This window comes from Halomonas mongoliensis (genome assembly GCF_052496345.1).
On record NZ_CP199288.1, the window covers coordinates 138,986 to 157,686 of the forward strand.

Genomic DNA, 18,701 nt, shown 5'->3' on the forward strand with positions numbered 1-18,701 from the left:
AAGGCAGCGCCCCTTTATTGCACAGGAACTTAGCGATGATCGTTCTCGAAACCACCTTCGGTGACATCTCCGTCGAACTCGACCATGAGAAGGCCCCCAAGACCGCGGCCAACTTCGAGCAGTACGTGCGCGACGGCTTCTACGACGGCACCCTCTTCCACCGCGTCATCGACGGCTTCATGATCCAGGGCGGCGGCTTCGACGAGAGCTTCGACCAGAAGACCACCCGCGACCCCATCGAGAACGAGGCGGACAACGGCCTGCAGAACGAAGCCGGCACCCTGGCCATGGCGCGCACCCAGGACCCGCACTCCGCCACCGCCCAGTTCTTCATCAACGTCGCCGACAACGCCTTCCTGAACCACAGCGGCAAGTCCATCCAGGGCTGGGGCTACTGCGTCTTCGGCCGCGTGGTCGACGGCATGGACGTGGTCGACAGGATCCGCAAGGTCGAGACCACTCGCCGCGGCATGCACGCCGACGTGCCCGCCGAGGACGTCATGATCAAGAAGGCCTACGTCAAGGAGGCCTGATGGCCAGCCTGCTGATCTCCGACCTGCACCTGCAGCCGAGCGCTCCCGAGGTCACCGAGGCGTTCCTGCGCTGGCTGGAGGAGCGCGCCTGCGGCTGTGAGGCCCTCTATATCCTCGGCGATCTCTTCGAGGCCTGGATCGGCGACGACCTGCTCGACCTGGCCGGCCAGGACCCGACCGGCAACGCCGACCTGGCCGTCCGCGTCGCCCGGGCGCTCAGGCGCCTGGCCGACGACGGCAGTGCGCTCTATCTGATGCACGGCAACCGCGACTTCCTGCTCGGCGAGCGCTTCGCCGCCGAGGCCGGGGCCACCCTGCTCCCCGACCCCAGCGTGGTGACGCTGGGCGGTGCGCGGGTGCTGCTGATGCACGGCGACAGCCTCTGCACCCTGGACGCCGAGTACCAGGCCTTCCGCCACCAGGCCCGCAACCCCCTGTGGCAGGCCCAGGTGCTCTCCATGCCCCTGGAGCAGCGCCTCGCCCTGGCGAAGCAGCTCCGCGAGCAGTCCGGCGAGGCCAACTCCAACAAGGCCGAGGACATCATGGATGTGACCCAGGACGAGGTCCGCCGCGTGATGGCCGAGCACGAGGTGACCACCCTGATCCACGGCCACACCCACCGCCCGGCGGTGCATGAGGTGGTGGTCGGGGACGCCCCCGCCAGGCGCTACGTGCTCGGCGACTGGCAGCCCGGCCAGGGCTGGGAGATCGAGGTCACCGACAGCGGCACCCCTGAGCTTAAGAAGATTTAGGGGTCAGACCCCTAAATCCCCTTAAGGGCGGCCTCCAGCGCCTCGGGGTCGGGCAGGCTCCCCGCTTCGCCGATGATCTCGAGGCGTGAATCGCGCCGCCAGGCGCTGTCGGCGAGGCTGACCGCGCCGTCGGCGCGGTTGTAGAGCTTCCAGCCGGCGTCGGTGTGAAAGACCCCCTTGATCCTCAGCGCCCCGGGCAGCTTGCCCAGCGCCTCGCCCAGGCGGTCCAGGTCGAAGATATCCTGCGGATGCCAGCGCCACCCCAGGGTCTCGTGGCCCAGGGCGCTGCCGCACTCCCGCTGGGGGCGGCCCGGCTCGGGCAGCGCCTCGGCAAACGCCTCCAGCACCGGGTTTGCGGCCGCCGCCTCGCGCAGGCGCCGATGGGCATCGCTATCCACCGTTCGAGACACCGCCGGCTCGCCGCCAGTGAGCCGCTCCAGGGGCAGCGCGCCCCGGGGCGCTTCGACGACCCATCCCTTGCGCGGCCAGAGCTCTCCCAGCCACTCCCGGGCCGCGGCCAGCTGAGCCGGCGTGGCCAGGTCGGTCATGGTCAGGGCGACGCCCTCGGCCATGGTGAGCTGATCCAGAAAGGTCTCGTGCTCCCGGGCGCGCGGGTCGTCCAGGCGGCGGGGGTCGAGCAGCGTCACGATGCCGCGCACCTCGAGCACCCCGGCGAAGGCCTCCCCGCGCAGCACCTCCAGCAGGCCCGCCGGATGGCCCAGCCCCGAGGGCTCGATGATCACCCGATCGGGCCGATGGCGGTGCAGCAAGTTGACCAGGGTCGCCTGCATCACGAAGGCCAGCTGGCAGCAGAGACAGCCGCCGGGCAGCCCCTTGACCACCAGATCGTCGCGCTCCTCGAACATCGCCTGGTCGATACCCACCTGACCGAACTCGTTGATCAGCACGGCCCAGCGCTCCCCGGCGGGCTTCTGGGCGATCAGCTCGTGGATCAGGGTGCTCTTGCCGCTGCCGAGAAAGCCGGTGATCAGGTGGACGGGCACGTTGGCCAGGGGGGCGGGCATGGGGAGTCCTCTGGGGTGGGCGACAAGCGAGTGTTATATCGTAACACGAGGGCGAGGGGCGAGGGACAAGGGCACCAAACCGTAGGAGCGCAGATCCTGCGCGATAGTGCGTGTGGGAGTAGGAGCGCAGATCCTGCGCGATAGTGCGTGGGGGAGTAGGAGCGCAGATCCTGCGCGATAGTGCGAATGGAGGCCGAAGGCCTCCCTGGCGGTAGTCACCCATGATGGCAACACCACCGGGGCGCCTACGGCGCCATTCGCGCGGCAGAGCCGTCCTCCCACCGGGCCCATTAACGCTAATCGACGATGATCAACAAAAAAGGAGCAAGCCAAGGGGACTCCTTGAAACTTGCTCCTTTTAGCCTGCGACGTACCTTGCGGCTGGCCTCAGGCCTTAGCGGCGGATATCCGCCTTGTCGCGCAGGTCGTCCAGCAGGCCCTGGATGGCAGCCTGGGCGCGCAGCCGCTCGGCCATGCTGGCCACGAACCGCTCGATCTCGGCGTTGACCTCGCCCTCCTCGACCGCTTCCAGCGCGATCAGCACTACCCGGTCGCCGTCCACGGCGCGCCCGTAGACGACGTCATCCCCTTCGGGAGCCGGCAGGCGGAACACCGCATCCACCAGCGCCCGGGAGAGCCCCTGGTCCTCCTGGCGGCCGACGCCTTCGGCGCGCTGCCAGTCGAGCTCCAGGCTCTCGCCGGCGCGCAGGGCGGCCAGGCGCTCCTCGGCCACCTCGGAGAGGGCCTGACGACGCAGGTTGGCGGCCACGCTGGCCTCCACCTCGTCACGCACCTCCTCCAGCGGCAGGGTGGTGGCGTCGCGGTGCTCGACAACGCGCAGCACCATGCGGCGATCGGTATCGAGTTCGATCACCTCGCTGTTGAAGCGCTCCTGGAGCACGTCATCGCTGAAGGCCTCGCTCATCACGCCGGGCTCGGAGAGCACGCCCTCGGCGCCCTCCCGGGAGACCCAGTCGCTCTCCTGCAGCGCAAGGCCGATATCATCGGCCACGCTCTGCAGGTCGTCGGCGGCGAAGCTCTCGTCGATCAGGCGCTGGACCCGCTCGTTGAACTCGCCGGAGACCCGGGAGAGCGCCAGCTCGCGCTGGAGCTCGTCGCGCATCGACTCGAAGGGCTGGCGCTCCAGGCCGGTCACGGTGAGCAGGTGCAGGCCGTTGTCGGTCTCGACGATGCCGGAGACCTCGCCCTCCTCCATGCCGAAGGCGGCCTCGTCGAAGCTGTCGCCGAAGAAGCCCTGGCTGATCACGCCGAGATCGCCGCCCTGCTCCGCGGAGACGGTATCGTCGGAGACCTCGAGGGCCAGGTCGGCGAAGGATTCACCGTCGGCCAGGCGCTGACGCACCGCCTCCAGCTCCTCCACGGCCTGATCGCGGCTGCGCTCGCCATTGAAGGTCAGCATGATATGGGCGATGCGGCGGTCGGCATCGGCGGTGCGCTCGCGCCAGGCGTCGCGCAGCTCGGCCTCGTCGATCTCGACGTCGGCGGCCATCTCCTGACGGTCGATGATCACGTACTCTAGGCGCACCTGCTCGGCCCGCCGGTAGTTCTCGGCGTTGGCCTCGTAGTAGGCCTGGACGTCCGCCTCGCTGACCTCGATGGCATCCTCGAGCGCGTCCGCGGAGAGCGCCGCGTGGCGGAAGGTGCGGGTCTGGCGCTGCAGGGCCGCCAGGGTCTCCTGCTCGCTGGGCAGGGTGAAGTCGCTGAAGGCCAGGCCCTGCTGCAGCTGCTGGCGCTTCATGTCCACCCGCAGCTCCTCGCGGAAGGCCATCGGCGTATAGCCGGCGCTGGCCAGGCGGTTGCGGAAGAGCTCGCCGTCGAAGCGGCCCTGGCCGTCCTGGAACTCCGGCAGGGAGACGATAACCTGGTCCAGCTGCTCCTCGGAGAGGTGCAGGCCACCCTCCTCGGCGTACTGGGTCAGCAGGCGGTCGGTGATCAGCTGGTCGAGCATCTGGGCCCGCAGGGCGCGCTCCTGCTCGGGGGGCACCTGCCCGGAGCGAATGGCCCGCTGGACCTCGAGCTCCAGCTGCTGACGCGTGATGGGTTCGCCGTTGACCTTGGCGATCTCGTCCCCACCGCCGCCGAAGAGCCCCACCAGGGACTCGACGCCGAACAGGGCCATGGTCACGACCACGGCCCCGACGATGATCTTGGCGCCCCAGCTTCGGGAGCGGTCACGAATACTTTGCAGCATGCAGGCCTCGGCAACGTATTGTGTGGAAAGTGGCGGATGACTGCGTCACGGCTAAAACCAAGACAGGCGCACCGCCGGGGGCGATGCGCCTGTAGGTGACTCAACCATCAGCGACGCAGCGGTGCGGTTCGCTCAGTTGACGGAATCCTTGAGCGCCTTGCCGGCCTTGAAGCTCGGCACCTTGGCAGCGCTGATCTCGATCGGCTCGCCGGTCTGGGGGTTGCGGCCGGTGCGCGCGGCGCGCTCCTTGACCTGGAAGGTACCAAAGCCCACCAGGGAAACGCTCTCACCCTTCTTCAGACTGTCGGTCACGGTGTCGACCATGGCGTCCAGGGCCCGGGCAGCAGCTGCCTTGGGAATGTCGGCAGACGCGGCAATGGCTTCGATCAGCTCGGACTTGTTCACACTTCACCCCTTGACTTTTTCGGAATTTGGCTCTAATCGGCGTGGCTTTTAGCCGGAAGTCGCGATCACAGCATGGCGCAATTTATAGCAATGCGATGAAAGGACTGTCAAGCAAACTACCACGCCAAGCCCCACCATATCAGGCTTTAGGGTACATCATGATGGGGAAATTATTGTCAATGCGTGCTGATCATCGACGGTGAAGATGCGCTGTCTTCGGATCGGGTTTCTTCGCCTGACGCCTCGGGCCTTTTGGCCAGCGCCACCTCGAGCACCTCATCGATCCAGCGTACCGGCCTGATATCGAGAGCTTCCTTGATGTTATCCGGAACCTCCTTGAGATCACGACGGTTCTCCTCCGGCACCAGCACGGTCTTTATACCACCGCGCCGGGCGGCCAGCAATTTCTCCTTCAGGCCGCCGATGGGCAGCACCTCGCCGCGCAGGTTGACCTCGCCGGTCATGGCCACGTCGCAGCGCACCGGCCGCTCGGTAAAGGCCGACACCATGGCGGTGACCATGGCGATGCCGGCGCTGGGGCCGTCCTTGGGCGTGGCGCCCTCGGGCACGTGGATATGGAGGTCCTCCTTCTCGAAGCGCTCCGGGTCGATGCCGAACTTCAGCGCCCGGGCCCGCACCACGGTCTGGGCGGCGCTCACCGACTCCTTCATGACGTCGCCGAGCGAGCCGGTCTTGTTGAGGCGCCCCTTGCCCGGGGTGACCACCGACTCGATATTGAGCAGCTCGCCGCCCACCGAGGTCCAGGCCAGGCCGGTCACGCGCCCCACCTGATCCTCCTGGTCGGCCAGCCCGTAGCTGTAGCGACGCACCCCGGCGTAGGCCTCGACGGCATCGGCGGCCAGGGTCAGCGGCGCCAGGGCGCCCTCCCCGCCCTCCTTCTCCAGGCGCTCGCGCAGCACCTTGCGGCACACCTTGGCGATCTGGCGCTCCAGCTCCCGCACCCCCGCCTCGCGGCTGTAGTAGCGGATCAGCTCCAGCAGCGCCTCGTCGGAGAGCTCGAGCTCGCCCTCCTTGAAGCCGTTGGCCTTGAGCTGCTTGGGCACCAGGTAGCGCCTGGCGATGGCCAGCTTCTCGTCCTCGGTGTAGCCCGGCAGCCGGATCACCTCCATGCGGTCGAGCAGCGGCCCCGGGATATTCATGGAGTTGGCGGTGCAGATGAAGAGCGTCTCGGAGAGGTCGTAGTCCAGCTCCAGGTAGTGGTCGCTGAAGGTGTCGTTCTGCTCAGGGTCGAGCACCTCGAGGAGCGCCGAGGCGGGATCGCCGCGGTGGTCCATGCCGATCTTGTCGATCTCGTCGAGCAGGAAGAGCGGGTTCCTGACCCCGGCCCGGGACATGCGCTGGACGATCTTGCCCGGCAGCGAGCCGATATAGGTGCGGCGGTGGCCGCGAATCTCGGACTCGTCGCGCACCCCGCCGAGCGCCAGGCGCACGTACTTGCGGTTGGTGGCGCGGGCGATGGACTTGCCCAGCGAGGTCTTGCCCACCCCGGGCGGCCCCACCAGGCAGAGCACCGGCCCCTTGAGCTTCTTGACCCGCTTGTGCACGGCCAGGTACTCGAGGATGCGCGCCTTGACCTCCTCGAGGCCGTAGTGGTCCTCGTCCAGCACCTGCTGGGCGTGGACCAGGTCGTGCTTGACCCGGGTGCGCTTCTTCCAGGGCACCGAGACCAGCCAGTCCAGGTAGGAGCGCACCACCGTCGCCTCGGCGGAGTTGGGCGACATCATCTTCAGCTTGCCGAGCTCCTGGGTGGCCTTCTCCCTGGCCTCTTTGGGCATGCCGGAGGCCTCGATGGCCTGCTCGTACTTCTCGGCCTCGTTGGGCACGTTCTCGAGCTCGCCCATCTCCTTCTGGATGGCCTTCATCTGCTCGTTGAGATAGTACTCGCGCTGGGACTTCTCCATCTGGTCCTTGACCCGGGAGCGGATGCGCTTCTCGACCTGCAAGAGGTCGATCTCCGCCTCGATCAGCGCCATCAGGTGCTCGATGCGGTCGCGCACGCGATCCATCTCCAGCAGCTGCTGCTTGTCGTCGATCTTCAGCGACAGGTGGGCGCAGATGGTGTCCACCAGGCGGCTGGGGTCCTCGATGCCGGAGAGGGAGTTGAGCACCTCGTTGGGCACCTTCTTCGACATCTTGACGTACTGCTCGAACTGGTTGAGCAGCACCCGCACCAGGGCCTCCTGCTCGCGCTCGGTGAGCGGTTCGCTCTCGCGCAGCACCGCCTGCGCCGTGCTGTAGGCCCCCTCGGTGTGGATCTCACCCACGTCGGCCCGGGAGACCCCCTCGATCAGCACCTTGACGGTGCCGTCGGGCAGCTTGAGCAGCTGCATGATCTCGGCCACGGTGCCGATGGCGAAGAGGTCATCGCGGTCCGGATCGTCCTTGCTGGCCTCGCGCTGGGCCACCAGCAGCACCCGCTTGTCAGCGCTCATGGCCGCCTCGAGGGCCTCGATCGACTTCTCGCGGCCCACGAAGAGCGGAATGACCATCTGCGGGTAGACAACCACATCCCGCAGCGGCAAAAGGGGCAGACTCAGGGTCTGATCAGCGTTCTGCTGCATCGCAGACGTTCCTCAAACAAAACGGGTGAATGTCACAGGAGTGGGGGCGCACCGGCACCTTTGCAAGGGACAGGGCGACAATGAAGGCGGAAAACGGCCGATGGCCCACACGAAAACGCGGGAGCGGCGCCGCCAGGCCGGCAATCACCGGGGGATGGCGAGGCTCGCTCCCGCGTGGCGGCCCGGAGGCATCACGGGCCCGAACGGCTCAGCCGCCGGTGCCGTCGCCGGCCGCTTCCTGCTGCTGGGAGTAGATCAGCAGCGGTTCGCTCTCGCCGCCGATCACCGAGGCGTCGATCACCACCTTGGACACCCCCTCCAGGGAGGGAATCTCGTACATGGTATCGAGCAGCACCGACTCCAGGATGGAGCGCAGGCCGCGGGCGCCGGTCTTGCGGGTCATCGCCTTGACGGCCACCGCGCGCAGGGCGTCCTCGCGGAACTCCAGCTCCACGCCCTCCATCTCGAAGAGCTTGGCGTACTGCTTGATCAGCGAGTTCTTCGGCTCGGTGAGGATCTGGATCAGGGCGTCCTCGGTGAGCTCGGTGAGGGTCGCGATGACCGGCAGGCGCCCCACGAACTCGGGGATCAGGCCGAACTTGACCAGATCCTCGGGCTCCACATCGGCCAGCAGCTCGCCCACGCCGCGGGACTCATCCTTGCTCTTCACCTCGGCGCTGAAGCCGATGCCGCCCTTCTCGGCGCGGTCGCGAATCACGCGATCGAGGCCGGCGAAGGCGCCGCCGACGATGAACAGGATGTTGCCGGTATTGACCTGCAGGAACTCCTGCTGGGGGTGCTTGCGCCCACCCTGGGGCGGCACCGAGGCGGTAGTGCCCTCGATCAGCTTGAGCAGCGCCTGCTGGACGCCCTCACCCGAGACGTCACGGGTGATGGAGGGGTTGTCCGACTTGCGGGAGATCTTGTCGATCTCGTCGATATAGACGATGCCCCGCTCGGCCTTCTCGACGTCGTAGTCGCACTTCTGCAGCAGCTTCTGAATGATGTTCTCGACGTCCTCACCCACGTAGCCCGCCTCGGTTAGCGTGGTGGCATCGGCGATGGTGAAGGGGACGTTGAGCAGGCGCGCCAGGGTCTCGGCCAGCAGGGTCTTGCCGCTGCCGGTGGGGCCGATCAGCAGGATGTTGGACTTGCCGAGCTCCACATCATCCTTCTGCACCTCGGAGCGCAGCCGCTTGTAGTGGTTGTAGACCGCCACGGAGAGCACCATCTTGGCGCGGTCCTGGCCGATCACATAGTCGTCGAGGGTGTGACGAATCTCGCGGGGAGTCGGCAGGCGCTCCTCGTCGGTCTCGGCATCGGCATCGAGCACCTCCTCGCGAATGATGTCGTTGCAGAGGTCGACACACTCATCGCAGATATAGACGGACGGTCCGGCAATCAGCTTGCGCACTTCGTTCTGGTTCTTGCCGCAGAACGAGCAGTAGAGCAGCTTGCCGCCTTCGTCCTTGCCTTTGCCGTCGGCCATTCGCATACCTCATTTCAATTGGCTGGGCGCACCGGGCGCCCGGCCGGGCTCACATCGGCAGCCGGAGCTGCCGGAGAACGGGGTCAGGGCGTGAAAATCACGCTATCAGGATGTGGGCCGCTTATCCAGCACCGCATCGATGAGGCCATACTCGGCCGCCTGCGCACCGTTCATGAAGTTGTCGCGGTCGGTGTCCCGCGCGATGGTATCGATGTCCTGGCCGGTGTGGTGGGCCAGGATATGGTTGAGCTTGTCGCGGATGCCGAGGATCTCACGGGTGTGGATCTCGATATCCGAGGCCTGCCCCTGATAGCCGCCCAGCGGCTGATGGATCATCATCCGCGAGTTGGGCAGACAGAAGCGCTTGCCCGTCGCACCGCCGGCCAGCAGCAGCGCGCCCATGCTCGCCGCCTGACCGATGCAGACGGTGGAGACGTCGGGCTTGATGAACTGCATGGTGTCGTAGATCGACATCCCCGCGGTCACCGAGCCGCCCGGCGAGTTGATGTAGAGATGGATGTCCTTGTCCGGGTTCTCGGACTCGAGGAACAGCAGCTGGGCCACCACCAGGTTGGCCATGTAGTCTTCCACCGGACCCACCAGGAAGATCACACGCTCCTTGAGCAGGCGGGAATAGATGTCATAGGCCCGCTCGCCGCGCGCGCTCTGCTCGACCACCATCGGCACCAGGCCGCCGGCGTTCTGAATATCGAACTCGTTGCTCATCAGTGTGATGTCCTTGCATCCGATGAATGGAAGCGTGGGGTGGAGCGCCGGCCGCGGCCGGCGCCCCCGGTGCGGGAGAAGGGTCAGGCCTTGCTCTCTTCCTGACGCTCTTCCTCGCTCTCCTCGGCGGCCTCTTCCTGCTGCTGGGCGGCGGCCAGGACCTGCTGGTAGCTCATCTCGACGTCCTTGACGCTGGCCTGCTCGAGCAGGGCGTCGACGGCCTTCTCCTCAAGGATGGCAGACTTGACCTGGGTCTTCATCTGCTCGTTGCCCATGTAGTACTCGACCACCTGGGCGGGCTCCTGATACTGCTCGGCGAGCTCCTCGACCTTGGCCTTGATCTCGTCGTCGCTGGCGTCGAGCTCCTTGGACTTGATCACCTCGGCCAGCAGCAGGCCGACCTGGACGCGGCTCTGGGCCTGCTCCCAGAACAGCTCGTTGGGCAGCTGGGAGACGTCGAAGTCCTCGCCCAGGCCGAACTGCTGGGCCGCCTGGCGCTTGAGGCCGTCGGTCTCCTGCTGCACCAGCGCCTGGGGCACCGGGATCTCGTTGGCCTTCTTGAGTGCCTCGAGGACCTGGCCCTTGATGCGGTTGTCGACGGCCTGCTCGGCCTCGCGGGTCATGTTCTTCTTGACCTCGGCGCGGAACTTGTCGAGATCGCCGTCATCGACGCCGAATTTCTTGACGAACTCGGCGTCCACCTCGGGCAGGGCCTGGCCCTTGACCGCATGGACCTTGACCTTGAAGGTCGCTTCCTGGCCGGCCAGGTGCTCGGCCTGGTAGTCCTCGGGGAAGGTGACCTTGATCTCCTTCTCGTCGCCGGCGGCGGCACCCACCAGCTGCTCCTCGAAGCCGGGAATGAAGTTGCCGGAACCCAGCACCAGATCGTGGCCCTCGGCGCTGCCGCCCTCGAAGGGCTCGTCGCCCAGGAAGCCCTGGAAGTCGATGTTGACCTGGTCGCCGTCGGCGGCAGCGCGCTCGACCTCTTCCCAGCCGGCGTTCTGCTTGCGCAGGGTCTCGATCATCTCGTCGACGTCGGACTCCACCACCTCGACCACCGGGCGCTCGACCTCGGTGCCCTCGATGGAAGCCAGCTCGAACTCCGGGTAGACCTCGAGGGTCGCCACGAACTCGAGATCCTTGCCGGATTCGTTGACGGTGGCCTCGATCTGCGGGAAGCCCGCCGGGTTGAGCTCGTTCTCGGAAATGGCGCGCACGTAGCGCTCACGCATCACCTCACCCACCACTTCGTTACGCACGTCGTGGCCGTAGCGCTGACGGATCACCGACATCGGCACCTTGCCCTTGCGGAAGCCGTCCATGCGAACGTTCTTGGCGGCATCCTTGAGACGGGCATTGACGGCCTCGTCGATCTCGGCTGCCGGCACCTGGACGGTGATGCGGCGTTCGATCTGGGAGGTCGTATCGACGGAAACTTGCATGAAATGTCCTCTACCGACTGGGGCGTTGGGTTGAAGGTAATGAAGAATCAAGGGGCTGATTTTATGAATCCCGCCCGGCACTGGCAAGCGCCATGCCGCAGGACATGGGGGCACCCGTAAGGAATGCAAGGCGCCCGCCGCGAAAAAAGGGGGCTGCCGGCGGCAGACGGCCGGAAACGCAAAAACCGCCGACTCGTTTGAGCCCGCGACGCTGGGGAATAGACAGGAAAACCAACAGAGGGTTCAAGGAGTGGGGTGGATGATGGGGATCGAACCCACGACCACCGGAGCCACAATCCGGGGCTCTACCACTGAGCTACATCCACCACTGCCTTGAAACATGTGTCGTAATGGGGTGGATGATGGGGATCGAACCCACGACCACCGGAGCCACAATCCGGGGCTCTACCACTGAGCTACATCCACCACTACGACATTTACTGCTCGTACCACTCGACCGTCGTCCCGCACGCACCAGAGGAGATGGCACGCCCAGCAGGACTCGAACCTGCAACCTACGGCTTAGAAGGCCGTTGCTCTATCCGGTTGAGCTATGGGCGCATTCTACTCTCCAGGCTGCCTCGCCGCAACCCCAGGATCCAGAATTTCTCAGATCATTCAACAGGTTGTGGTCGGAGTGGAGGGATTCGAACCCCCGACATCCTGCTCCCAAAGCAGGCGCGCTACCAGACTGCGCTACACTCCGCCGGCGATATCGCTGGCCTGACGCCGCCGCAGGGGCCTCGTCGAGCGCTGCGTATTCTACGTGACTTTCCCCTGCGGTCAAGTGCTTGGCACACCATTACCGGTCTCGCGCTTTGTTTCCCCGCCCCGGCATGCGAAAATCACGCCTTCTCGTTACCGCGGGCGGGCCTGTCGCCCGCCTCCACCCAACCGCCAGAGGAAGCGCGATGTCCGCCCAACTGATCGATGGCAAGTCCATAGCCGCCCGAGTCCGCCAGCAGGTCGCCCGCCAGGTCCAGGCCCGGCGCGATGCCGGGGGCCGCGCGCCGGGGCTCGCCGTGGTGCTGGTGGGCGAGGACGCCGCGTCGGCGGTCTATGTGCGCAACAAGCACAACGCCTGCGTGGAGGCCGGCATCGAATCCTTCCAGCACCGGCTGCCCGCCGAGACCAGCCAGGCTGAGCTCGAGGCCCTGGTGGACTCGCTCAACTCCGACCCGGCGGTGGACGGCATCCTGGTGCAGCTGCCGCTGCCGGCCCACCTGGACGCCCGCCCCATCCTCGAGCGCATCCGCCCCGACAAGGACGTGGACGGCTTCCACCCCTACAACCTGGGCCGCCTGGCCCAGCGGCTGCCGCTGCTGCGCCCCTGCACGCCCAAGGGGGTGATGACCCTGCTCGAGCAGAGCGACCTCAAGGTGCGCGGCCTCGACGCCACCGTAGTGGGCGCCTCCAATATCGTTGGCCGGCCCATGGCACTCGAGCTGATGCTGGCGGGCTGCACCACCACCGTCTGCCACCGCTTCACCCGCAACCTCGAGGAGCAGGTGCGCCGCGCCGATCTGCTGGTGGTCGCCGTGGGCAAGCCGGGGCTGGTCAAGGGCGAGTGGGTCAAGGAGGGCGCCATCGTCATCGACGTGGGCATCAACCGCCTGGAGGATGGCCGCCTGGTGGGCGACGTCGACTTCGACGCCGCGGCCCGGCGCGCCAGCTGGATCACCCCGGTGCCCGGCGGCGTCGGTCCCATGACCGTCGCCACCCTGCTCGAGAACACCCTGCAGGCCGCCGACCTCCACGACGCCCGCTAAATCCCCCTGGGGGTCAGACCCCAAAGTGCCCTTAAGGGTCTGACCCCTCAGAAGAGTGAGACGCAACAATGCAGCGCATCGGTATCATCGGCGCCATGGCCCAGGAGGTGGAGCATCTCGCCTCCCTGCTCGAGGAGCGCCAGACCCGCAGCCACGTGGGCTCCACCTTCCATAGCGGCCTGCTCCACGGGGTCGAGGTGGTGATTCTGCAGTCCGGCATCGGCAAGGTGAACGCCGCGGTGGGCACCACCCTGCTGCTGGATCTCTACCAGCCCGACGCCGTGATCAATACCGGCTCCGCCGGCGGCTTCGGCGAGGGGCTTGCGATCGGCGACGTGGTGGTCTCGAGCGAGGTGCGCCACCACGACGTGGACGCCGTGGTCTTCGGCTACGAGCACGGCCAGGTGCCGCAGATGCCAGCCGCCTACCTGCCCGACCCGCGCCTGGTGGCCATCGCTCGGGAGTGCGTGGAGTCCCTGGGCGAGGTCAAGGTGGTGGAGGGGCTGATCGCCACCGGCGACGTCTTCATGGCCTGCCCCGACCTGGTGGCCCAGACCCGCAAGCGCTTCCCCACCATGCTCGCCGCCGAGATGGAGGCCGCGGCCATCGCCCAGACCTGCCACCTCTACGGCTGCCCCTTCGTGGTGATTCGCGCCCTCTCGGATATCGCCGGCGGTGGCGACAACCACCTCTCCTTCGAGGAGTTCCTGGAGGTCGCCGCGACCCACTCGGCGCGCATGGTCGAGGCCATGGTGGCCCGGCTGGCCAAACTCCCCGGCGAGGCCCGCGCCGATGCGCTGGCCGAAAGGGCGTAGCCCCCGCCTGCGCCGGGGCCTGTGGCTTCCGGCCCTGGCCCTTGCCGCCCTGCTGCTGGGCGGCTGCGGCGCCGCTCACCTCGACAGCCGCCTGGCGCCGATTGCCGCCGACCCGCCGGCCGCGGACGCCGCGCCGGCGGCCCTCTCCTTCCAGGCCCTGCCGGCCATGCCCTATACCCCGGACGGCTGGCCGCAGACGCTGAACGCTCGAGTGCTGCTCCCCGACTCAGCGGCCAGCGGGGCAGAGCCAGACGCTGCCCTGCGCCCTGCCGCCCTGCTGGTGCACGGCGGCGGCTGGCAGAACCGCTCCCCCCGGGACATGGAACCCATCGCCGAGCAGCTGGCCAGCCGCGGCTTCGTGACCGTCAATATCGAGCACCGCTTCGCGCCGGCGCACCAGTTCCCCACCCAGCTCCACGACCTCCAGCAGGCCATGGCGTGGCTGCACGCCAACGCCGAGGCGTGGCGGGTGGATACCGAGCGCGTCGTCGGCGTGGGTTTCTCGTCGGGCGCCCACCTGGTCAGCCTGCTGGCCCTGGCCGGCGCCGAGGGGCCCCTGGCCGAGCCCCATGGCGGCGACCACGCCCGCCTGGCCGCCGTGGTGGCCGGCGGCATCCCCAGCGATCTCTTCAAGTTCCCCGACGGGCGGCTCGTCGTTGAGTTCCTGGGCGGCACCCGGGCCGAGGTGCCGGAGCAGTACGACCTGGCCTCCCCGGCCCGCCAGATCAACGGCACGCCGCCGCCCTTCTTCCTCTTCCACGGCACCTGGGACCGCCTGGTGCCGCTGGACCACAGCACCGACTTCCAGGCGGCCTTGGTGGAAAGCGGCGGCGAGGCCGAGCTCTATCTACAGCGCGGCCGCGGGCACTTCCTGAGCTTTCTCACCCGCGGCGGCGCCATCGACGCCGGCATCGACTTCCTCGAGCGTCAGGTCAAGGGCACCGAACGCTAGAGACTCCGCCTCTCGGCCGGCAAGGCTTGCCAGGTGAGCCGAAAGCGATCACTATTCGGCTCATGCAGTGAGCCGAAATTCATTGCTATTCGGCTCCTCCGCCCTTCTAGAGGTCTTGCATGGCCAATCACACCCCGACATGGATCTGGCAGCACCCCGGCTGGCCGAACTTCACCTGGCACGCGGCCGAGATTCAGCCACGGGCCCGGGCATGCTGGAGGAATCTCGGCATCTTGCTGGGACGAGCGGGGGCCCTGGCCGTCGCGGATGACCAGAACGCAGAGGCGAGAGCCGCCCTGGATACGCTATTGCAGAACATCGTGACCTCCTCGGCCATCGAGGGAGAGCGTCTGAATGTGGCGTCAGTTCGCTCCTCCCTGGCCCGGCGCCTTGGCGTGGAGGCGCCGGAGGGCGCCACCTCACCCCGTTCTGAAGGCCTGGCGGAGCTGATGCTGGATGCCACCCTCAAGCCTGACACGCCGCTGGACGCCGAGCGGCTGTTTCAGTGGCATCGCTGGCTGTTCCCCGAGGCTGATGCCGCGCTGACGACGCTGCGGCCAAGGCAATGGCGCGGGGTGGAGCCCATGCAGGTGGTGTCGGGTCGCCTGGATCGTCCCAGGGTACATTTCGAGGCGCCGCCGCGAGAGGGGCTGGAACACGAGGTTGAGGAGTTTCTCGTATGGTTTGAGGCCAGCCGTCATGATCCGGCACTGGATCCCCTGGTCCGGGCGGGCCTGGCACACTTCTGGTTCGTGACGCTGCATCCGTTTGAAGACGGCAATGGCCGGATTGCCCGGGCCATCGCCGATCGTGCCTTGGCGCAGGCAGACCAGCAGAGCATCCGGCTGTATGCCATGTCGGCCGCCATCCTGGAGCGCCGCGCCGACTACTATCGCCGCCTGGAAGCAAGCCAGCGTGGCACGCCAGACCTGACGGCCTGGCTGGTCTGGTTCCTGGAGACGCTGGATGCCACCTTGCTGGATGTCCTGGCGCTGGTCGAGCGGACGCTGGCCAAGGCCCGCTTCTGGCAGCGCTTCGGGTCGGCGGGCCTGCTTCCCGAGCAGGTGAAGGTGCTGAACCGCCTGCTGGATGGAGGAGAACGAGGGTTTGCGCACGGCATCAGCGCCTCGCAATACCAGAAAGTCGCCAAGGTCAGTAAGGCAACCGCCACCCGCCACCTCGCCGGGCTGGTCGAGAAGGGGTGCCTGGTGAAGCTGCCTGGAGGGGGCCGCAGCACGCGCTATCAAGTACCGGAAATTCATCGTCAGGACGACGGGGGGTAGGCGATATCCATCGAGGGTGGGAGGCTGCGAGCCGACATCGACTGCCTCAAGCGCCAATAAAATGCACCATCAGCGTTGCTTTTCAAGCTGAAAAGCAACACCTACGGTGCATTTCACGACAATCAGCTCACGCAGAGGCAAACCGTTAAGTAAGTATCAGACCAGCTTCCAGGCCAGGGTCTCGCCGGCGCGCAGGGGCACGATGCGCGAGTCACCCACATAGGCCAGGGACTCGGGCAGCTGCCAGGGCTCGCGTACCAGGGTCACGCTGTCGGGGTTGCGGGGCAGGCCGTAGAAGTCCGGGCCGAAGTGGCTGGCGAAGCCCTCAAGGCGATCCAGGGCGCCCGCCTCCTCGAAGGCCTCGGCGTAGAGCTCGATGGCCGCCGGTGCGGTGTAGGCCCCCGCGCAGCCGCAGGCGCTCTCCTTGTCGCCCTGGGCGTGAGGCGCGCTGTCGGTGCCCAGGAAGAACTTGGGGCTGCCCGAGGTGGCCGCGGCCAGCAGCGCCTGGCGATGGCGCTCGCGCTTGAGGATCGGCAGGCAGTAGTAGTGGGGACGAATCCCGCCCACCAGCATGTGGTTGCGGTTGTAGAGCAGGTGGTGGGCGGTGATGGTGGCCGCCACGTTGGCCGGCGCCGCCGTGACGAACTCGGCGGCATCGGCGGTGGTGATATGTTCGAAGACCACCCTGAGGGTGGGGTGGCGCTCGAGCAGCGGCTTCATGACGCGTTCGATAAAGACCGCCTCGCGGTCGAAGATATCGATCTCGGCATCGGTCACCTCGCCGTGGACCAGCAGCGGCATGCCGAGCCGCGCCATGGCGGCAATGGCCTCGTCGCAGTGCCTGAGGTCGGTAACGCCGGAGTCGGAGTTGGTGGTGGCCCCCGCCGGGTAGAGCTTCACCGCCTGCACCAGGCCGCTGGCGTGAGCGCGCTCGATCTCCTCGGCCGGGGTGCGGTCGGTGAGATAGAGGGTCATCAGCGGCTCGAAGGCGCTGCCCGCCGGCAGGGCGGCCAGAATGCGCTCGCGGTAGGCCAGGGCCTGCTCGGTGGTGGTGACCGGCGGCTTGAGGTTGGGCATGATGATGGCGCGGCCCATCTGGCGGGCGGAGGCGCCCACCACGGCGGCCAGGGCCTCGTCGTCACGCAGGTGCAGGTGCCAGTCGTCGGGGCGGGTCAGGGTCAGTGAGGTCACGGCGTGTCCTGTCTTGGCGGGTTCATTCAAGGGTGACCCCAGTATACCCAAAGCGGCCCGCCGCGGCTGCCGGAGCGGACAGGAGCCCGTTAGTCTGCTAACGTGATCCCTGCCCTTGATCCCTTCCACTACCACCCGGCAGGCTCCCGATGCTCGACCCCAACGCCCGCGCGCCCCTGCGCGCCGACCTGCTGCTGCTCCTGGTCACGCTGCTGGCCGCCGCGGGCTGGATCTTCTCCAAGGAGGCGCTGAACGGCATGCCGCCGCTGCTGTTCATCGCCAGCCGCTTCCTGATCGCGGGGCTTTTGCTGTGCGCCTTTGCCGCCCCGGTGCTGTGCCGCCTCGGCCGCCGCGACCTGCTCACCGGCGCCGGCGTCGGCGTGCTGTTCAGCGGCGCCCTCGCCTTCTGGATCCTGGGGCTGCACCACTCGGAGCACCTCGGCGAGAGCGCCTTTATCAACAGCCTCGGCATCCTGCTGGTGCCGATCATGGCCAGGCTCCTCTTCGGCGACCGCCCCCCGCGCACCACCTGGATCGCCCTGCCCGTCGCCGGGGTCGGCTTCGCCCTGCTGTCGCTCAACGCCGGGCTGCGCATCGAGGCGAGCCAGGCGCTGATCACCGTCTCGGCGGTGCTCTTCTCGATTTTGATCAACGTCAACTCCCGGGTGGTCCACCGGCTGCCGACCCTGCCGCTGACCGCCATCCAGCTCACCACCGTGGGCATCCTGCTGGGCCTGGTCTCGGCCCTGGTGGAGCCCTGGCCCGCGCGCATCGACGGCGTCACCCTGGGCTGGCTCGGCGCCAGCGTGGTGCTGGCCAGCATCCTGCGCTTTCTGCTGCAGGTCTACGCCCAGGGGCTCACCACCCCGAGCCACGCCGCGGTGATCCTGATGCTGGAGGCGGTATGGACGGCACTGCTGGCCGCCGCCTGGTACCAGGAGAGCATGACCCTGCTGCAGTTTGCCGGCTGCGGGCTGATCTTCGCCGCGCTGCTGATCAATCGCTGGTACTGGATCCGCCACCTCGTCACCCGGCGCTGAAATGCCGTATCATGCGCCGAGAGTTCACAGGGAGATTTCCTATGCCGAAGGCGCGCCACTATGCCGATCTGGTCGCCGTGCTGACCGGTCTGATGTGGCTGGTGGTGTTCTGGTCGATCAGCCTCTCGGGGCAGATCGGCAGCGTCGAGCCCATCATGGCCGCGCTGCTGCTGCTGGCGACGCTGGTGCTGGTCAGCTTCGTTCATCGCCCCACCCGCGTGCTGATGCGCCGCTACCACGTCAGGAAGCGGCGCACCGAGATGTGGATGCATCTCCTGGCCCTGCCGCTGACCCTGGCCTTCCTGTTCGGGGTGGTGATCGAGGAGCTGCTGCTGCCCCTGGACGGCCTGCAGAAGATGCTGCTGTTCAACGTCTTTGCCACCGCCGGCTGGCTGGTCTTCGTGGTCACCGTGCTGATCAAGCTCGCCATGCATGCGACGCGCCGCCCCCGGGGGGGCAACCGGGCCTAGCCTCGAGCGGCCACG

General features: G+C 67.3%; 16 protein-coding genes and 4 tRNA genes. 8 read left to right on the forward strand and 12 right to left on the reverse strand.

All coding sequences use genetic code 11. From position 1 onward, the window contains the following. Window positions 1-35: 35 nt before the first annotated feature. Window positions 36-533, forward strand: coding sequence for a peptidylprolyl isomerase (locus tag ACRYRV_RS00660; RefSeq protein ID WP_444984285.1), 498 nt, complete (start codon window positions 36-38; stop codon window positions 531-533). Further along, the gene (locus ACRYRV_RS00665) at window positions 533-1,285 is read left to right on the forward strand and encodes a UDP-2,3-diacylglucosamine diphosphatase (protein WP_444984284.1); all 753 of its coding nucleotides are present in this window, start codon (window positions 533-535) and stop codon (window positions 1,283-1,285) included. The genes ACRYRV_RS00660 and ACRYRV_RS00665 overlap by 1 nt, the downstream gene beginning before the upstream one ends. Before the next feature lie 11 nt (window positions 1,286-1,296). Here the strand turns inward: ACRYRV_RS00665 and ACRYRV_RS00670 are convergent, their stop codons facing one another. The 11 genes from ACRYRV_RS00670 to ACRYRV_RS00720 all read right to left on the reverse strand — a co-directional run bounded on the left by ACRYRV_RS00670 (window position 1,297) and on the right by ACRYRV_RS00720 (window position 11,872). Further along, window positions 1,297-2,310 carry a CobW family GTP-binding protein gene (locus ACRYRV_RS00670; protein WP_444984283.1) on the reverse strand — a complete coding sequence of 338 codons (1,014 nt, stop codon included), beginning with the start codon at window positions 2,308-2,310 and terminating at the stop codon, window positions 1,297-1,299. Window positions 2,311-2,704: 394 nt separating this feature from the next. After that, window positions 2,705-4,522 carry a SurA N-terminal domain-containing protein gene (locus ACRYRV_RS00675; protein ID WP_444984282.1) on the reverse strand — a complete coding sequence of 606 codons (1,818 nt, stop codon included), beginning with the start codon at window positions 4,520-4,522 and terminating at the stop codon, window positions 2,705-2,707. 132 nt (window positions 4,523-4,654) lie between these two features. Further along, on the reverse strand, window positions 4,655-4,927 hold the full coding sequence (locus ACRYRV_RS00680; RefSeq protein WP_253451424.1) for an HU family DNA-binding protein: 273 nt from the start codon (window positions 4,925-4,927) through the stop codon (window positions 4,655-4,657). A gap of 176 nt (window positions 4,928-5,103) precedes the next feature. Next, entirely contained in the window at window positions 5,104-7,509 is a 2,406-nt protein-coding gene (gene lon, locus ACRYRV_RS00685) for an endopeptidase La (protein WP_309637001.1), read from the reverse strand. A gap of 208 nt (window positions 7,510-7,717) precedes the next feature. Then, a complete protein-coding gene (gene clpX, locus ACRYRV_RS00690; protein WP_444989053.1) occupies window positions 7,718-8,998 on the reverse strand; it encodes an ATP-dependent Clp protease ATP-binding subunit ClpX in 1,281 nt (426 codons plus the stop codon). A 105-nt stretch (window positions 8,999-9,103) separates the two neighbouring features. Next, entirely contained in the window at window positions 9,104-9,724 is a 621-nt protein-coding gene (gene clpP, locus ACRYRV_RS00695) for an ATP-dependent Clp endopeptidase proteolytic subunit ClpP (RefSeq protein WP_299313191.1), read from the reverse strand. An 83-nt stretch (window positions 9,725-9,807) separates the two neighbouring features. Then, window positions 9,808-11,166 (reverse strand): trigger factor, encoded by a 1,359-nt coding sequence (gene tig / locus ACRYRV_RS00700; RefSeq protein ID WP_253451417.1) that lies wholly within the window; start codon window positions 11,164-11,166, stop codon window positions 9,808-9,810. A 251-nt stretch (window positions 11,167-11,417) separates the two neighbouring features. Continuing rightward, window positions 11,418-11,492, reverse strand: a tRNA-His gene (locus ACRYRV_RS00705). Window positions 11,493-11,517: 25 nt separating this feature from the next. After that, a tRNA-His gene (locus ACRYRV_RS00710) sits at window positions 11,518-11,592 on the reverse strand. A 58-nt stretch (window positions 11,593-11,650) separates the two neighbouring features. Continuing rightward, window positions 11,651-11,727 (reverse strand) — tRNA-Arg (locus ACRYRV_RS00715). 68 nt (window positions 11,728-11,795) lie between these two features. Continuing rightward, window positions 11,796-11,872 (reverse strand) — tRNA-Pro (locus ACRYRV_RS00720). Window positions 11,873-12,077: 205 nt separating this feature from the next. On the opposite strand from ACRYRV_RS00720, the gene folD reads away from it, so the two are divergent. The 4 genes from folD to ACRYRV_RS00740 all read left to right on the forward strand — a co-directional run bounded on the left by folD (window position 12,078) and on the right by ACRYRV_RS00740 (window position 15,985). Beyond that, on the forward strand, window positions 12,078-12,935 hold the full coding sequence (folD, locus tag ACRYRV_RS00725) for a bifunctional methylenetetrahydrofolate dehydrogenase/methenyltetrahydrofolate cyclohydrolase FolD (RefSeq protein ID WP_444989055.1): 858 nt from the start codon (window positions 12,078-12,080) through the stop codon (window positions 12,933-12,935). Window positions 12,936-13,003: 68 nt separating this feature from the next. Next, complete coding sequence (gene mtnN / locus ACRYRV_RS00730) at window positions 13,004-13,750, forward strand: 5'-methylthioadenosine/S-adenosylhomocysteine nucleosidase (RefSeq protein WP_444989057.1); 747 nt, start codon at window positions 13,004-13,006, stop codon at window positions 13,748-13,750. Next, window positions 13,728-14,702, forward strand: coding sequence for an alpha/beta hydrolase fold domain-containing protein (locus ACRYRV_RS00735; RefSeq protein ID WP_445005945.1), 975 nt, complete (start codon window positions 13,728-13,730; stop codon window positions 14,700-14,702). Before mtnN ends, ACRYRV_RS00735 begins: the two co-directional genes overlap by 23 nt. A 119-nt stretch (window positions 14,703-14,821) precedes the next feature. Continuing rightward, window positions 14,822-15,985 (forward strand): Fic family protein, encoded by a 1,164-nt coding sequence (locus ACRYRV_RS00740; protein WP_445005946.1) that lies wholly within the window; start codon window positions 14,822-14,824, stop codon window positions 15,983-15,985. A 156-nt stretch (window positions 15,986-16,141) separates the two neighbouring features. On the opposite strand, the gene pyrC is transcribed toward ACRYRV_RS00740, so the two are convergent. After that, on the reverse strand, window positions 16,142-17,176 hold the full coding sequence (pyrC, locus tag ACRYRV_RS00745) for a dihydroorotase (protein ID WP_445005947.1): 1,035 nt from the start codon (window positions 17,174-17,176) through the stop codon (window positions 16,142-16,144). A 149-nt stretch (window positions 17,177-17,325) separates the two neighbouring features. On the opposite strand from pyrC, the gene ACRYRV_RS00750 reads away from it, so the two are divergent. Both ACRYRV_RS00750 and ACRYRV_RS00755 read left to right on the forward strand, forming a co-directional pair. Continuing rightward, window positions 17,326-18,216 carry a DMT family transporter gene (locus ACRYRV_RS00750; RefSeq protein ID WP_253451406.1) on the forward strand — a complete coding sequence of 297 codons (891 nt, stop codon included), beginning with the start codon at window positions 17,326-17,328 and terminating at the stop codon, window positions 18,214-18,216. Between the two features lie 41 nt (window positions 18,217-18,257). Beyond that, window positions 18,258-18,686, forward strand: a complete 429-nt coding sequence (locus ACRYRV_RS00755) for a hypothetical protein (RefSeq protein ID WP_444989063.1) — start codon at window positions 18,258-18,260, stop codon at window positions 18,684-18,686. Window positions 18,687-18,701: the final 15 nt, after the last annotated feature.

Excerpts from the sequence above, each read along its gene's own strand:
- ACRYRV_RS00660 (WP_444984285.1), top strand. The coding sequence starts at position 36 with ATGATCGTTCTCGAAACCACCTTCGGTGACATCTCCGTCGAACTCGAC.
- ACRYRV_RS00665 (WP_444984284.1), top strand. The coding sequence starts at position 533 with ATGGCCAGCCTGCTGATCTCCGACCTGCACCTGCAGCCGAGCGCTCCC.
- ACRYRV_RS00670 (WP_444984283.1), bottom strand. The coding sequence starts at position 2,310 with ATGCCCGCCCCCCTGGCCAACGTGCCCGTCCACCTGATCACCGGCTTT.
- ACRYRV_RS00675 (WP_444984282.1), bottom strand. The coding sequence starts at position 4,522 with ATGCTGCAAAGTATTCGTGACCGCTCCCGAAGCTGGGGCGCCAAGATC.
- lon (WP_309637001.1), bottom strand. The coding sequence starts at position 7,509 with ATGCAGCAGAACGCTGATCAGACCCTGAGTCTGCCCCTTTTGCCGCTG.
- clpX (WP_444989053.1), bottom strand. The coding sequence starts at position 8,998 with ATGGCCGACGGCAAAGGCAAGGACGAAGGCGGCAAGCTGCTCTACTGC.
- clpP (WP_299313191.1), bottom strand. The coding sequence starts at position 9,724 with ATGAGCAACGAGTTCGATATTCAGAACGCCGGCGGCCTGGTGCCGATG.
- tig (WP_253451417.1), bottom strand. The coding sequence starts at position 11,166 with ATGCAAGTTTCCGTCGATACGACCTCCCAGATCGAACGCCGCATCACC.
- folD (WP_444989055.1), top strand. The coding sequence starts at position 12,078 with ATGTCCGCCCAACTGATCGATGGCAAGTCCATAGCCGCCCGAGTCCGC.
- mtnN (WP_444989057.1), top strand. The coding sequence starts at position 13,004 with ATGCAGCGCATCGGTATCATCGGCGCCATGGCCCAGGAGGTGGAGCAT.
- ACRYRV_RS00735 (WP_445005945.1), top strand. The coding sequence starts at position 13,728 with ATGCGCTGGCCGAAAGGGCGTAGCCCCCGCCTGCGCCGGGGCCTGTGG.
- ACRYRV_RS00740 (WP_445005946.1), top strand. The coding sequence starts at position 14,822 with ATGGCCAATCACACCCCGACATGGATCTGGCAGCACCCCGGCTGGCCG.
- ACRYRV_RS00750 (WP_253451406.1), top strand. The coding sequence starts at position 17,326 with ATGCTCGACCCCAACGCCCGCGCGCCCCTGCGCGCCGACCTGCTGCTG.
- ACRYRV_RS00755 (WP_444989063.1), top strand. The coding sequence starts at position 18,258 with ATGCCGAAGGCGCGCCACTATGCCGATCTGGTCGCCGTGCTGACCGGT.